The 14,239-nt window shown below is 69.0% G+C and carries 13 protein-coding genes; 8 read left to right on the plus strand and 5 right to left on the minus strand.

Translation table 11 applies throughout. The features are described 5' to 3' along the window. Positions 1–27: 27 nt before the first annotated feature. Positions 28–879 carry a trehalose-phosphatase gene (otsB, locus tag ACNJ7K_RS15215; RefSeq protein ID WP_225623565.1) on the minus strand — a complete coding sequence of 284 codons (852 nt, stop codon included), beginning with the start codon at positions 877–879 and terminating at the stop codon, positions 28–30. Positions 880–951: 72 nt separating this feature from the next. Then, on the minus strand, positions 952–2,040 hold the full coding sequence (locus ACNJ7K_RS15220) for a helix-turn-helix domain-containing protein (protein WP_192378466.1): 1,089 nt from the start codon (positions 2,038–2,040) through the stop codon (positions 952–954). 93 nt (positions 2,041–2,133) lie between these two features. On the opposite strand from ACNJ7K_RS15220, the gene ACNJ7K_RS15225 reads away from it, so the two are divergent. Next, entirely contained in the window at positions 2,134–2,595 is a 462-nt protein-coding gene (locus ACNJ7K_RS15225) for a 6,7-dimethyl-8-ribityllumazine synthase (protein ID WP_059384465.1), read from the plus strand. A 24-nt stretch (positions 2,596–2,619) separates the two neighbouring features. Here ACNJ7K_RS15225 and ACNJ7K_RS15230 read toward each other — a convergent pair whose 3' ends face one another. Continuing rightward, entirely contained in the window at positions 2,620–3,528 is a 909-nt protein-coding gene (locus ACNJ7K_RS15230; RefSeq protein ID WP_268653713.1) for an SDR family NAD(P)-dependent oxidoreductase, read from the minus strand. A 122-nt stretch (positions 3,529–3,650) separates the two neighbouring features. Between ACNJ7K_RS15230 and ACNJ7K_RS15235 the strand changes: the two genes are divergently transcribed. Continuing rightward, positions 3,651–4,667, plus strand: coding sequence for an AraC family transcriptional regulator (locus ACNJ7K_RS15235; protein ID WP_192378468.1), 1,017 nt, complete (start codon positions 3,651–3,653; stop codon positions 4,665–4,667). Between the two features lie 155 nt (positions 4,668–4,822). Here ACNJ7K_RS15235 and ACNJ7K_RS15240 read toward each other — a convergent pair whose 3' ends face one another. Both ACNJ7K_RS15240 and ACNJ7K_RS15245 read right to left on the minus strand, forming a co-directional pair. After that, a complete protein-coding gene (locus ACNJ7K_RS15240) occupies positions 4,823–5,968 on the minus strand; it encodes an MFS transporter (protein WP_192378469.1) in 1,146 nt (381 codons plus the stop codon). Then, entirely contained in the window at positions 5,965–6,864 is a 900-nt protein-coding gene (locus tag ACNJ7K_RS15245) for a PAC2 family protein (RefSeq protein WP_016690813.1), read from the minus strand. The genes ACNJ7K_RS15240 and ACNJ7K_RS15245 overlap by 4 nt, the downstream gene beginning before the upstream one ends. A 51-nt stretch (positions 6,865–6,915) precedes the next feature. Here ACNJ7K_RS15245 and metH point away from each other — a divergent pair, with 51 nt between their 5' ends. The 6 genes from metH to hisG all read left to right on the plus strand — a co-directional run bounded on the left by metH (position 6,916) and on the right by hisG (position 14,216). Then, positions 6,916–10,485, plus strand: a complete 3,570-nt coding sequence (metH, locus tag ACNJ7K_RS15250) for a methionine synthase (protein WP_120282813.1) — start codon at positions 6,916–6,918, stop codon at positions 10,483–10,485. Further along, positions 10,478–11,185: an HAD family hydrolase gene (locus tag ACNJ7K_RS15255; RefSeq protein WP_174247032.1), complete on the plus strand. Its 708-nt coding sequence runs from the start codon at positions 10,478–10,480 to the stop codon at positions 11,183–11,185. Before metH ends, ACNJ7K_RS15255 begins: the two co-directional genes overlap by 8 nt. Before the next feature lies 1 nt (position 11,186). Then, positions 11,187–12,047 (plus strand): oxygen-dependent tRNA uridine(34) hydroxylase TrhO, encoded by an 861-nt coding sequence (gene trhO, locus ACNJ7K_RS15260; protein ID WP_159418201.1) that lies wholly within the window; start codon positions 11,187–11,189, stop codon positions 12,045–12,047. A gap of 4 nt (positions 12,048–12,051) precedes the next feature. Further along, entirely contained in the window at positions 12,052–12,939 is an 888-nt protein-coding gene (locus tag ACNJ7K_RS15265; protein WP_159418200.1) for a pseudouridine synthase, read from the plus strand. A 40-nt stretch (positions 12,940–12,979) separates the two neighbouring features. Beyond that, a complete protein-coding gene (locus ACNJ7K_RS15270) occupies positions 12,980–13,261 on the plus strand; it encodes a phosphoribosyl-ATP diphosphatase (RefSeq protein ID WP_170318512.1) in 282 nt (93 codons plus the stop codon). Between the two features lie 91 nt (positions 13,262–13,352). After that, a complete protein-coding gene (hisG, locus tag ACNJ7K_RS15275) occupies positions 13,353–14,216 on the plus strand; it encodes an ATP phosphoribosyltransferase (protein WP_159418199.1) in 864 nt (287 codons plus the stop codon). Positions 14,217–14,239: the final 23 nt, after the last annotated feature.

Consider the following 14,239-nt stretch of genomic DNA (forward strand, 5'->3'; position numbering starts at 1 on the left):
CGGCGGTGCTGTCACCCGGCGGCGCTGTCATCTACCCAGGGCCGACAGGAAACGTTCGACGTCGTCGACCGACGCGAGGACGAACTCGGCGTCGGTGCGGCGTCCGGCCATCTCCGGGTCGTCGGGGCTGCCGACGAGGATCCCGATGCCGCGACCCCGCAACGCCCGGAAGGCGTCCTCGTCGGTGATGTCGTCGCCGAGATAGAGCGGCACGACCTCGTCGGAGGCGAGACCGAGGACCTCGATCAGGTGCAGGACCGCTTTGCCCTTGTTCCAGTCCACGGCCGGTTTGAGTTCGTAGACCATCTTTCCCGGCACCACGGCGAGCCGTTCGGGGTTCTCCTGTAACAGCGTCTCGACGATCGCACCCACCCGGTCGTGCACCTCGGGGGAGGCCTGCCGGTAGTGCACGGCCACCGAGGCGCGCTTCGGTTCGATGCCGACGCCGTCGATACCGTCCAGGCGGGTGCGCAGGGTCTCGGTGGTCTCGGTGATCAGATCGGTGAAGTCGTCGAGGACGTCGTGGGCGATCTGCCCGTCGGTGGGGCTCCAGATATCGAAGCCGTGGCTTCCGGCGACGACGAGATCGTCGACCCCCATGAGCTGCTGGACGACGTCGCGGTCACGGCCGGTGACGATGCACACCGACACGCGGTCGGCGAGCTCGCGGACGGTGCGGCGCATGGCATCCGACCACACCGCGTCCTCGGGACGGGCGACGATCGGCGTGAGCACGCCGTCGTAGTCGAGGAAGACCGCGGGCCGGCGGCCCGCGAGACGATCGGACAGGGCGGCGCCGTCGAGTGCCGACGGCAGGTCCTCCACGGTGCGCGGCGCGGTCATCTGATCGGTACTCCTGTCGTCGCGGCGACCCGTCATGGTTCGCACCGTACACAAAGATCGAAATGCTCGGCCGGGGATCCGGGGAGGCGGATCGGCCGGATACAGCGGTCAGCGCACCGGACGCCGCCAGTGCTCGTCCGCGGTGAGCCGGGAGCGGACGTGTTCGGCGGCATCGTCGTTGCGGAACGGGCCCGCCAGCAGGTCGGCGTACACATGCGAGATCGCGGCGTGGCGCAGTCCGCCGCGACGGTCCATCCGTTCGAAGACCACCGGCGACCAGGGAATCGCCACCACCACGTCGCCACCGTGCTCGACCGCGCGCAGACCGAGACTGTCGGCGAAGTCGTCCGGGTCGTCGGCGTAGACCTCGAGCAACGCCGGGGCCGCATAATCGGTGGCGCCGACGCCCGTGAGCGCGTAGGGGATGTCGATGCGTTCGGCCAGTCGCGCGCGGGTCGCGGTGACGCCCTCGGGGGCGGTGAACCGCCGGACCGCGCACACCTTCCGTTCGGCGGCCCAGGCCCGCAGCATCGGTTCCCAGCGCACCTCCACGATCGGGCCGCGCGGGACCCGGCGCACGAGCTCGCGTTCGACGAGCACCTCGACGACGCGGTAGGTCGCGCCGGTGGACGCGCCGGACAGCTTGATCAGTTCCGGGACGGAGATCTCCCCGACGTGATCGGCGAGCGCGCGCACCACGCGGTCGGACGGCTCGCCGGTGAGCACCCCGGACGGGCGGCCCGGGCCGCGCCACGGGTCGGCGTCGGCTCCGCGGTCGCGGACCCACACCGCCGGACGGTTGGCGACGAGCGAGAGGTTGCCGGTCGCGTCGGCGTAGGAGATGCCGTGCCGGTCGAGCTGGCGGCGCACCGGATCGGACAGATAGTGGGCGCACACGAAGCCGCGGTCGGACTCGGACAGGTCGGCGGCGATGCGGGCGACGTCGCCGGAGAGCACACCGCGGGAGGCGACCACGGAGAAGGACACGGTGTCGCCGTCGGGGGCGGAGACGAGCATCCGGGTGGGTGCCTCGGGGGAGCGGGGACGGTCGCTCGACAGCGACCAGCCGAGCGGCAGGCACGCCTCGAGTCGGGCGGTGGCGCGGCGGTAGATGTCGATGTACCGCTCGGGGCGGGGACCGACGGTGTTCTCGGGAGCCGACTGTGTCACATCCACCACTGTAGTCACTCTGTGCATGACGGAAAAGAGAAATAAACGAAATCTCATAAGACGGAACAGCGCCCCTCCCGCACAACAAACTATGACGCGACATGCGCTAGTTTCGTGACCATGACCGACATCACCGGGCGCATCGCGTTCGTTCAGGCGACCTGGCACCGCAACATCGTCGACCAGGCACGCACAGGCTTCACCGACGAGATCACCCGCCTCGGCGTCTCACAGGACGCCCTGGACTTCTTCGAGGTCCCCGGCGCCTTCGAGATCCCGCTACACGCCAAGCGACTCGCGAAGACCGGGCGCTACGACGCGATCGTCGCGGCCGGGCTGGTCGTCGACGGCGGCATCTACCGGCACGACTTCGTCGCCACCGCGGTGATCGACGGCCTGATGCGGGTCCAGCTCGACACCGATGTGCCGGTCTTCTCCGTGGTGCTCACCCCGCACAACTTCCACGAGCACGACGAGCACGTCGAGTACTTCACGCGGCACTTCGTCAAGAAGGGCGCCGAGGCGGCTCGCGCCGTCGACGCCACGGTGCGCTCGCTGCGCGCGCTGCCGACCGGAGACTGAGCCCGACCGGCAGCGCGCGTCGGATCAGCGCGCGCTGCCGGAGGAATCCTTCGCCACCGAGCCCTCGCCGGCCCCCGCCGGATTCGGAGCCTCGGTGCGCCGACGGTAGGCCGCCCGCGCGGTCTCGTCGGTGTTCAATGCCAGCGACTGCAGACCGAACGCCGCGGAGATGCGGTGACGGGTCGCCTCCGGCACCGCCTTCAGCGCTCCGAGGATCGCGCCCGCCGTGCGGGGCACGTACCGCAGGCCGGGGCGAGCCGCCGCGATCACCTGCACGATCGCGGCGGCGACCTCGTCCGGGCCGACCATGGCGAGCTTCTCGATGAGCGCGTTGGGCTTCATGCCCGCGATCAGCTCGGTGCGCACGAAGCCCGGCGCGATCGTGGAAACCACGATGTTCGAGCCGGCAAGTTCCTGGCGCAGCACCGACCCGAGGCCGATCACCGCGTGCTTGGTCGCGGAGTACACCGCGAGTCCGGGGGCGCCTTCGATGCCGACGACGGAGCCGAGATTGACGATGTGTCCATAGCCCTGTTCGGTGAACCGGGCGGCGGCCAGCTTCGAACCGAGGATCACACCGCGGACGTTGACGTCGATCTGCCGGTCGGTGACGGTGTCGGTCTCCTCGAGGAACGCGCCGGTGGGCATGATGCCGGCGTTGTTGACAAGCACGTCGATCCCGCCGAACTCCATGTGGGCCAGGCTGAGGAATTCGTCGAAGGATTCTCGGTCGGTGACGTCGAGGGGCAACCCGAGCACCGTGGTGCCGAAGCGCGCACCGATCCGGGCGGCGGTGTCCTGCACGAGATCCTTGTCGATGTCGCCGATGGCCACTCGCGCGCCGGCCGCGACGAGGGCTTCGGCCGTCGCCTGTCCGATGCCGCGCGCTCCGCCGGTGATGACAACCCTCTTGCCGTGCACGTTCGGGCTCATGCCGTGTCGTCCTTTCCTCGCTGTGCTGGTGAAGTCGACGCTACGAATCGAGCCCTCCGTGATCCATGCCACTATCGGCAAGTTCTTGTGAATTTCGGCCACGCTGCCGAGGATGGAGCCTCGTGAACCCCTGGACCTCCCGCCGCGCGGCGACGAGCGCGGCCCTGATGGTGTCGTTCGGACGCGAGCGCGGTCTCGATGCCGGCACGTTGCTGGCAGGTACCGGGTTGGGGGAGGAGGAGATCACCGATCCGGGTGGGGAGATCACCGACGACCAGGAGTTGGCCGTGATCGGGAATCTCGTGACCGCGCTGGACGATCGGCCCGGGGAAGGGTTCGCTCTCGGTCTGCGCTACCAGGCGGCGGTGCACGGGATCTTCGGTTACGCCCTGATGAGCTGTGCGACGGTGCGCGACGGCATCGAGGTGGGCACCCGCTTCTTCGATCTCACCTTCGCCTTCTCGCGCGCCGCCCTGGAGTATGCGGGCGACGAGGTCCGCTTCTGCCTCGACGACCGGCACGTGCCGGCGCAGCTGCGGGGCTTCCTGCTGGAGCGCGACGTCTCGGGGATCCTCGCCCATTGGGGTGCGCTGTGGGGGCAACCGTCGGAGGTGCGTCGCATCGAGGTGGCCGAATCGCTCGGTGAGCGGGTCGCGCCGGTCCTCCGCGACCGGGGTTTCCGGGTGGAGACGACGGCGTCGCCGCATGCGGTGGTGGTGGACGCGCGGGCGTTGGACCGGCCCATGCCGACCGCGAGCCCGGAGGTCGCCGCCGTACTGCTACGGGAATGCGCGGAACTGCTGCAGCGCAGACAGAATCACGGCGAGCTCGGTGCCCGCGTGCGGGAAGTGCTGCTGCGTCGCGCTGCCGAGAGCCCCACCCAGGACCAGGTGGCTGCGGAGCTGGGGTCGAGCGTGCGTACCCTTCGGCGGCAGCTGGGGGAGGAGGGGACCTCGTACCGGGCGATCGTGGCCGAGACACTGAGGACGATGGCGGGGGAGCTGCTGGATGCGGGCCTGCCGGTGGAGAGGGTGGCGCACCGTCTGGGCTACGCCGATGCGTCGAGCTTCTCGGTGGCGTTCAAGCAGTGGACCGGCCGGACGCCGGGTGGGCGACGACGGGAGAGACGCTCGGTCTGAGGCCACTGAAGAACCGGTTAGAGAGCCCTGGAGATATTCTGAACAATACGGAAACCATAAAAAACCAGAATCCATCTTCCTTTACAAGCTACTCACCACACACCGCAGCACCAACTACCAACCACCAACCACCAACCACCAAGAGGACCGGGGTGTCAGCGGCTCGACGCCTCCGGGCGTCGAGTCATTGCCAGGGGGACCAGCACACCGAGCAGCGCGGCGGGCAGCAGGAACGCGACGACGGGATCCGCGCCGTACACCGGTGTCAGCAGGAGAGGGGAGAAGGCCGCACCGCCGAAGCGGAAGGCCTGCACGACGGACACCGCACCACCGCGGTTGCCGCCCGGCCCACCGAGTACCGCGGCGTTGACTCCGACGAGGATGAACTGCGAAGCGACGCCCGCCAGGAACCACGCGACGCCGAGAACGACGAGCCACGGGACGGTACCGACGACCACGACCAGCGCTGCGCCGCTCACCGCGCCGATGAGCACGATCGCGCGAGCACCGACGCGGTCGATGAGCATCCCGACCGGCCTGGAACTGAGGATGCCGGCGAGTCCGAACACGGTGAGTACCACGCCGCGTTCGGACGGGGACAACCCGAAGTCGTCCTCGACCCGGAAGGCGAGGAGGAACCCGAGCCCGCCGAGGGCACCCCAGCCGAGCAACGCGACCAGCCCGATACGCAGGACGCGCGGGGTGAGCGCGTCACGCAGACGGACCCGGGTGGTACCGGACGGGTCGTCGCGCACCGATTCGGGCAGGCCGGCGAGCGCCAGAACCAGCGCGGCGCCGGCGAGCACGACGAACGCCCATCGCCAGCTCACCTCGGCGGCGAGACCGCCGATCATCGGGGCGACGGTCTGGCCGGCGGCCTGCATCGCCCCGAACAAGCCGAGCGCACGGCCGAGCCTGTCCTTCGGGGTGATGACGGCCAGCGCCGCGAGCAGCAGTGGAGTGGTGAACGCGTTGGCCGCGCCCTGCAGCATGCGGGTGCCGATGAGCACCGAGAAGGTCGGCGCCAGAGCCGCGGCGATGGAGACCGCCGCGTAGACGAGATAGGCGGTGCGGACGGTGCGGACGCGTCCCCACCGTGCGCCGAGCGTGCCGGAGAACAGCATCGCGGCGGCGAACACACCGAGATAGGCGGTGACGGTTGTCGCGGCCGTCCCTGTGGACACACCGGTGTCGGCGCCGATCTCCGGCAGCATCGATACGACGACACTGCCGCCGAAGGGACCGAGGAAGCCCCCCGCGTACAGCGCCGTGCGCTGCAGCGGTTCGCGCAGATCCCTCACCTGTTGAAGCCGCCGGGACCCCGTCGCCGCAGATAGCGTTCGAACTCGGCGGCGAGGGCGTCGCCGTCGATCTTGGCGATGACCTCGGAGATGTCCTCCTCCGCTTCGGCGTCGCCGCGCTCCTCGAGGGTGCGCACGTACTCGGCGATCTCCTCGTCGTCCTCGATCATGTCGGTGACGGTCTGTTCCCATTCCTCGGCGAGGAGGGGGAGTTCGCCGAGTGGCACTTCGAGGTCGAGGACGTCCTCGACGCGGCGCAGCAGCGCGACGGTGGCCTTGGGGTTCGGCGGGTTGGACACGTAGTGGGGGATCGCCGCCCAGAACGACACGGCGGGGATGCCCGCGCGCACGAAGGCGTCCTGCAGCACGCCGGTGATGCCGGTGGGTCCTTCGTAGCGGGAGGTCTGCAGCTTGAAGCGTTCGGCGGCCTCGGAGCTGTAGGCGGTGCCGGTCACCGGGACCGGGCGGGTGTGCGGGGTGTCGGCGAGCAGTGCGCCGAGCAGGACGACGGTGTGGACCTCGAACTCGTCGACGAGTTCGATGATGGCGTCGCAGAAGCTGCGCCAGCGCATGCTCGGCTCGATGCCGTGCAGCAGGACGACGTCGCGGTCGCTGCCGGGCGGGGAGCACAGCGATAGTCGGGTGGTGGGCCAGTCGATCTCGCGGGTGACGCCGTCGACGAGACGGACCTGTGGCCGGTTGACCTGGTAGTCGTAGTACTCCTCGGAGTCCAGCTCGGCGAAGGGCTCGGCGTCCCAGATCAGCTCGAGGTGTTCGACGGCGCCGCTGGCGGCGTCGCCGGCGTCGTTCCACCCCTCGAAGGCGGCGACGAGCACCGGATCGCGCAGGACGGGGACGTCCTGGTCCGGGGTCTCGGGATACTCGGGTGTACTCACTCGTCCAGCCTACGACCCGGCCCGATCCGGGCGCCCACTAGTCTGAAGGGCATGTCCACCCCACTTCATTCTGTCCTGCTCGATGCGCTGACCCAGCGCGTTGTCATCGGAGACGGGGCGATGGGCACCATGTTGCAGGCCGCGGATCTCTCGCTCGACGACTTCCGCGGTTTGGAGGGGTGCAACGAGATCCTCAACGAATCTCGTCCCGATGTGATCCGGGGGATCCACCGGGCGTACTTCGAGGCCGGCGCCGACGTCGTCTCGACGAACACCTTCGGCTGCAACCTGCCCAACCTCGCCGACTACGACATCGCCGACCGCATCCGTGAGCTGTCCGAGCTCGGTACCCGCCTCGCCCGCGAGGTCGCCGACGAGATGGGCCCCGGTGCCGACGGCGTGGCCCGCATGGTGATCGGGTCGATGGGTCCGGGTACGAAGCTGCCCACCCTCGGCCACGCACCGTTCGCTGTGCTGCGCGACGCCTACGGTGAGGCGGCACTGGGCATGCTCGACGGTGGTGCCGACGCGATCCTCGTGGAGACCTGCCAGGACCTGTTGCAGGCGAAGGCCGCGATCATCGGCAGCAAGCGGGCGATGGAGCAGGCCGGTCGCCGGATCCCGATCGTCACCCACGTGACGGTGGAGACCACCGGCACGATGCTGCTCGGTTCCGAGATCGGTGCCGCGCTGACCGCCCTCGAGCCGCTCGGCATCGACCTGATCGGGTTGAACTGCGCGACCGGTCCGGCGGAGATGAGCGAGCACCTGCGGTATCTGTCGCAGCACGCGACGATCCCGGTGTCGGTGATGCCGAATGCGGGTCTGCCGGTGCTGGGCGCGAACGGCGCCGAGTACCCGCTGCAGCCAGAGGAGCTCGCCGAGGCCCTGGCCGGTTTCGTCTCCGAGTACGGGCTGACCTTCGTCGGTGGCTGCTGCGGCACGACCCCCGAGCACATCCGGCAGGTCGCCGAGGCGGTGCGCGGGGTGCAGCCGGCGCCGCGCGCACCGCAGCCGGAGCCGGGTGTGTCGTCGCTGTACACCTCGGTGCCGTTCGAGCAGGACGCGTCGATCCTGATGATCGGTGAGCGCACCAACACGAACGGGTCGAAGGCGTTCCGTGAGGCGATGCTCGCCGCGGATTGGCAGAAGTGCCTGGACATCGCGAAGGACCAGATCCGCGACGGTGCGCACATGCTGGATCTGAACGTCGACTACGTCGGGCGCGACGGGGCGGCGGACATGGCGGTGCTGGCGTCGCGGTTCGCGACGTCGTCGACGTTACCGATCATGATCGACTCGACGGAGCCGGACGTGATCAAGGCGGGCCTCGAGCATCTCGGGGGCCGCTGCGCGGTGAACTCGGTGAACTACGAGGACGGTGACGGTCCGGGTTCGCGGTTCGAGCGGATCATGGAGCATGTCGTCGAGCACGGCGCGGCGGTGGTCGCGTTGACGATCGACGAGGAGGGCCAGGCCCGTACCGCCGAGCACAAGGTGCGCATCGCCGAGCGGCTGATCGCGGATCTGACCGGTAAGTGGGGGTTGTCGCCGCAGGACATCATCGTCGATGCGTTGACCTTCCCGATCTCGACGGGCCAGGAGGAGGTGCGGCGCGATGCGATCGAGACGATCGAGGCGATCCGCCGCATCCACGAGGCGCATCCGGAGGTGCACTTCACCCTCGGTATCTCGAATGTGTCGTTCGGTCTGAATCCGGCGGCGCGGCAGGTGCTGAACTCGGTGTTCCTGAACGAGTGCACCGAGGCGGGGCTGGACACGGCGATCGTGCACGCGTCGAAGATTCTGCCGATGGCGCGGATCCCGGAGGAGCAGCGGCAGGTCGCGCTGGATCTGGTGTACGACCGGCGCAGGGAGGGTTACGACCCGCTGCAGAAGCTGATGGAGCTGTTCGAGGGGGTGTCGGCGGCGTCGGCACGCGAGTCGCGGGCGCAGGAGCTGGCGGCGTTGCCGTTGTTCGAGCGGCTCGAGCGGCGCATCGTCGACGGGGAGCGCAACGGTCTCGAGGACGATCTGACCGAGGCGATGAAGACCACTCCGCCGCTGGCGATCATCAACGACACGCTGCTGTCGGGCATGAAGACCGTCGGTGACCTGTTCGGGTCGGGTCAGATGCAGTTGCCGTTCGTGCTGCAGTCCGCCGAGGTGATGAAGACCGCGGTGGCTTTCTTGGAGCCGCACATGGAGTCGACCGGCGACGAGGGCAAGGGCCGGATCGTGCTGGCGACGGTCAAGGGCGATGTGCACGACATCGGCAAGAATCTCGTGGACATCATCCTGTCGAACAACGGCTACGAGGTGGTCAACCTCGGCATCAAGCAGCCGATCGCGACGATCCTCGACGCGGCGGTGGACAAGCGCGCCGATGTGATCGGCATGTCGGGTCTGCTCGTGAAGTCGACGGTGGTGATGAAGGAGAATCTCGAGGAGCTCAACGCTCGTGGGGTCGCCGAGCAGTTCCCGGTGTTGCTCGGTGGTGCGGCGCTGACCCGCAGCTACGTCGAGAACGATCTGGCGGAGGTCTACGAGGGCAAGGTGTCGTACGCTCGCGATGCGTTCGAGGGTCTGTCGTTGATGGACCGGGTCATGGCCGAGAAGCGTGGTGAGGGTCCGGCGCCGGACAGCCCGGAGGCGATCGAGGCCGCGCGTAAGGCCGCCGAGCGCAAGGAGCGTCACGAGCGCAGCAAGCGGATCGCGGAGAAGCGCAAGGCCGCGGAGACGCCGGCGGAGATCCCCGAGCGCAGTGATGTCGCGAAGGATCTGCCGGTGCCGACGCCGCCGTTCTGGGGCACCCGGGTGATCAAGGGCATCCCGCTGGCGGATTATGCGGCGCTGGTCGACGAGCGTGCGCTGTTCCTGGGGCAGTGGGGGCTGCGCGGGCAGCGCGGTGGCGACGGCCCGAGCTACGAGGAGCTCGTGGAGACCGAGGGCCGGCCGCGGTTGCGGTACTGGCTGGACCGGTTGGCGACCGAGGGCATCCTGCAGCACGCGGCGGTGGTGTACGGCTACTTCCCGGCGGTGTCCGAGGGTGACGACGTGGTGGTGCTGACCGAGCCGCGTCCGGATGCTCCCGAGCGTTACCGGTTCACCTTCCCGCGGCAGCAGCGTTCGCGGTTCCTGTGCATCGCCGATTTCGTGCGGTCGCGGGAGGATGCGCTCGCGTCGGGTCAGGTGGATGTGTGGCCGTTCCAGTTGGTGACGATGGGGCAGCCGATCGCGGACTTCGCGAACGAGCTGTTCGCGTCGAATTCGTACCGCGACTATCTCGAGGTGCACGGTATCGGTGTGCAGCTGACCGAGGCGCTGGCCGAGTACTGGCATCGGCGGGTGCGGCAGGAGCTGGCGTTCGCCGAGGGCGGCACGGCGGCGGACGAGGATCCGGAGGAGGTCGCGGAGTACTTCAAGCTCGCCTACCGCGGCGCCCGGTTCGCGTTCGGTTACGGCGCGTGCCCGAATCTCGAGGACCGCATCAAGCTGGTCGAGCTGCTCGAACCCGAGCGGATCGGGGTGGAGTTGTCGGAGGAGTTGCAGTTGCATCCCGAGCAGTCCACCGATGCGTTCGTGCTGCACCACCCGGAGGCGAAGTACTTCAATGTCTGATCGGGTGGAGGCGCCGCTCGCGGTGCAGACCGGTGCGCTGCGGGCGGTGCTGTGGGACATGGACGGCACCCTGCTCGAATCGGAACGCTTGTGGGACATCGGGATGCACGAGTTGTCGTTGCATCTCGGTGGGCCGATGAGCGACGAGACCCGCATCTCCACGATCGGTGGGCCGATGGATCTGGCGGTGCTGCGCACCTTCGCCGGGTTGGGTCTGGAACCGACCCCGGACGAGGCGGCGGCTGCGGCGGCGTGGCTGACGGACTACATGGGCCGGTTGTTCGCCGATGGGTTGTCGTGGCGGCCCGGCGCGCAGGCGGCGCTGCGCACCGTCCGTGAGGCCGGGTTGGGGTCGGTGCTGGTGACCAACACCGAGCGGGCGTTGTGCGAGGTGGCTCTCGAAACGTTGGGCCGTGAGCATTTCGATCATTCGGTGTGCGGTGACGAGGTGCCGGCCGGCAAACCCGATCCGGCGCCCTACCTGCGGGCTGCGGAGCTGCTCGGTCTGGATCCGGCGCAGTGCCTGGCGGTGGAGGATTCCCCGACCGGGGCGGCCGCGGCGGATGCGGCCGGGTGCACGGTGCTGGTGGTGCCGTCGCTGGTGGATGTGCCCGGCTCGGAGCGGCGGGTGTTCCGGTCCACGCTCGAGGGGTTGAGCGCCGAGGACCTGCACGAGCTGCACGGTGCGGGGGTGCCCTGAGGTGGCGGTCCCGAAGATCGTGCTGTTCTACAAGTTCACCCCGCTGCCCGACCCGGAGGCGATCCGGTTGTGGCAGCACACCCTCGCGTCGTCGCTGGGGTTGGCCGGGCGGATCCTCATCTCGGAGCACGGCATCAACGGCACCGTCGGCGGTGACATCGCCGATGTGAAGAAGTACGTCCGTGGGTTGCGCGGCTATGCGGCGTTCAAGGACATCGACATCAAGTGGTCCGACGGCACCGGCGCCGACTTTCCGCGCCTGTCGGTGAAGGTGCGCCCGGAGATCGTGACCTTCGGGGTGCCCGACGAGGTGAAGGTCGACGAGAACGGCATCGTCGACGGCGGCACCCATCTGTCGCCGCACGGCGTGCACGAGCTGGTCGCCGAGCGCGGCGACGAGGTGGTGTTCTTCGACGGCCGCAACCGCTTCGAGGCGCAGATCGGCCGGTTCCGGGACGCGATCGTGCCGGACGTCGCCACGACCCGCGATTTCGTCGCCGAGCTCGACAGCGGACGCTACGACCATCTCAAGGGCCGCCCGGTGGTGACCTACTGCACCGGTGGGGTGCGCTGTGAGGTGCTGTCGGCGTTGATGCGCAACCGCGGGTTCGAGGAGGTCTACCAGCTCGACGGCGGCATCGTCCGTTACGGCGAGACCTTCGGCGACGAGGGCCTGTGGGAGGGTTCGCTGTACGTCTTCGACGGGCGGATGAACGTCGAGTTCAGCGCCGAGGCGACGGTGATCGGCCGCTGCGCCCTGTGCGGGACGCCGACCTCGCGGTACCGGAATCATCCGGACCTCCGTGGCCGGGAGTTGACCCTGGTGTGCGAGGGCTGCGTCCCGGGCCCCGTGGAGGCGTAGACCGGTGCGTGCTGCACCGCTGCCGGTGCGTGACGGGCTCGGCCCCGACCGCATCCGGATGCCCGCCGACGTCGACGCGGCCACGATCGTCGAGTTCCTGCAGGCCGGCCATCCCGAGGAGGACTGGGCGGCGCACATGGCGGCGGGGGAGCTGGTCGACGAGCACGGCCGCCGCATCGATGCGCGCACGCCGTATCAGCCGACGCGGTTCGTGTACTTCTACCGTGATCCGGCGCCGGAGGTGCCGGTGCCGTTCCCGGTGCACGTGCTGCATCGGGAGGACGGTCTCGTCGTCGTCGACAAGCCGCATTTTCTGGCGACGATCCCGCGCGGCGCGCACATTCGCGAGTCGGTGGTGGTGCGGTTGCGGCGCGAGCTGGAGTTGCCGCATCTGGTGCCGGTGCACCGGCTCGACCGGATGACCGCCGGGGTGCTGCTGTGCACGACGGACCCGGCGTGGCGGCGGCCCTATCAGGAGCTGTTCGAACGGCAGCGGGTGCGCAAGGTATATGAGGCGGTCGCCGGTTATCGGCCCGACCTGTCGTTCCCGCAGGTGGTGCGCACCCGGATCGTCAAGCGGCACGGGGAGTTGACGGCCGAGCAGTTCGCCGACGAGCCGAATTCGGAGACGCGCATCGAGCTGGTCGAGCGGCGGGGGGAGCTGGCCCGTTACCGGTTGTTCCCGCGCACCGGTCGCACCCACCAGTTGCGGCTGCATCTGGCGTCGTTGGGGGTGCCGATCGTGGGGGACAACTTCTATCCGCGGTTCCGGCGGCGCCGCGCGGACGATTTCACCGATCCGCTGCGGTTGCTGGCGCGGTCGCTGGAGTTCACCGATCCGATCAGCGGGGTGGCGCGGCGGTTCGTCAGCGGGCGCGAACTCGAGTTCTGAGCGGGTGTCGGTGTCCTGGCTGCGGGGCCGGTGGCGGGGCATGAAACAATCGACCCCTGTGAAGACCTTCGATTCCCTGTTCGCCGAGCTGTCCGAACGCGCCGCGACCCGCCCCGAGGGCTCCGGCACCGTCGCCGCCCTGGACGCCGGCGTGCATTTCCAGGGCAAGAAGGTACTCGAAGAGGCCGGTGAGGTGTGGATCGCCGCCGAGTACCAGTCCGACGAGGAACTGTCCGAGGAGATTTCGCAGCTGCTGTACTGGGTGCAGGTGCTGATGGTGGGGCGGGGTCTGAAGCTCGAGGACGTCTACAAGCATCTGTGACGGCCGGTGGCCCGCTGTGTCGGTGCCGCCGTCCGTGCCCTGTAGATCCCTTCCTCGCTTCTGCTCGTCGTTCGAAAGGACCCCATCCGTCATGCTGCGCGTCGCAGTCCCCAACAAAGGTTCGCTGTCCGAGTCCGCCGCCGAGATCCTGCAGGAGGCCGGCTACCGTCGGCGCACCGATTCGCGGGATCTGACGGTCATCGACCCGGTCAACGACGTCGAGTTCTTCTTCCTGCGGCCGAAGGACATCGCGATCTACGTCGGTTCCGGCGAGCTGGATCTGGGGATCACCGGCCGCGATCTGTCGATGGATTCGGGGGCTCCGGTCACCGAGCGGCTGTCGCTGGGCTTCGGGTCCTCGCGTTTCCGGTACGCCGCGCCGAAGGGCCGCGACTGGTCGGTCGAGGATCTGCAGGGTCTGCGCATCGCCACCTCGTACGCGAATCTGGTGCGTCGTGATCTCGCCGCCCGCGGCATCGAGGCCGAGGTGATCCGGCTCGACGGTGCGGTGGAGATCTCCATCCAGCTCGGCGTCGCCGACGCGATCGCCGATGTGGTCGGCTCGGGCCGGACGTTGCGGCAGCACGATCTCGTCGCCTTCGGCGAGTCGCTGTGTGATTCGGAGGGTGTGCTGATCGAGCGGGAGGGTTCGGATCGCTCGGATCGGGCCCGCAACCAGTTGATCGCCCGCCTCGAGGGTGTGGTCTTCGCGCAGCAGTACGTGATGATCGACTACGACTGCCCCAAGCACCTGCTCGACCAGGCCGTGCAGGTCACGCCCGGTCTCGAGTCGCCGACGATCTCGCCGCTGGCGAACGAGAACTCGGTGGCGGTGCGGGCGATGGTGCCGCGCAAGGGCCACAACGCGGTGATGGACCAGCTCGCCGAGATCGGTGCCCGCGCGATCCTCGCGTCGAACATCCGCTCGTGCCGGGCGATGCGCGCCCCCGAATAGACGCGCACCGTTCCCGACATCTT

The sequence above is a fragment of the Rhodococcus shunpengi genome, assembly GCF_048381395.1.
Classification (GTDB): Bacteria; Actinomycetota; Actinomycetes; order Mycobacteriales; family Mycobacteriaceae; genus Rhodococcus.

What these genes read in the sequence shown, in the direction of transcription:
- otsB (WP_225623565.1), bottom strand. Translation starts at nt 879, where the DNA reads ATGACGGGTCGCCGCGACGACAGGAGTACCGATCAGATGACCGCGCCG.
- ACNJ7K_RS15220 (WP_192378466.1), bottom strand. Translation starts at nt 2,040, where the DNA reads ATGCACAGAGTGACTACAGTGGTGGATGTGACACAGTCGGCTCCCGAG.
- ACNJ7K_RS15225 (WP_059384465.1), top strand. Translation starts at nt 2,134, where the DNA reads ATGACCGACATCACCGGGCGCATCGCGTTCGTTCAGGCGACCTGGCAC.
- ACNJ7K_RS15230 (WP_268653713.1), bottom strand. Translation starts at nt 3,528, where the DNA reads ATGAGCCCGAACGTGCACGGCAAGAGGGTTGTCATCACCGGCGGAGCG.
- metH (WP_120282813.1), top strand. Translation starts at nt 6,916, where the DNA reads ATGTCCACCCCACTTCATTCTGTCCTGCTCGATGCGCTGACCCAGCGC.
- ACNJ7K_RS15255 (WP_174247032.1), top strand. Translation starts at nt 10,478, where the DNA reads ATGTCTGATCGGGTGGAGGCGCCGCTCGCGGTGCAGACCGGTGCGCTG.
- ACNJ7K_RS15270 (WP_170318512.1), top strand. Translation starts at nt 12,980, where the DNA reads ATGAAACAATCGACCCCTGTGAAGACCTTCGATTCCCTGTTCGCCGAG.
- hisG (WP_159418199.1), top strand. Translation starts at nt 13,353, where the DNA reads ATGCTGCGCGTCGCAGTCCCCAACAAAGGTTCGCTGTCCGAGTCCGCC.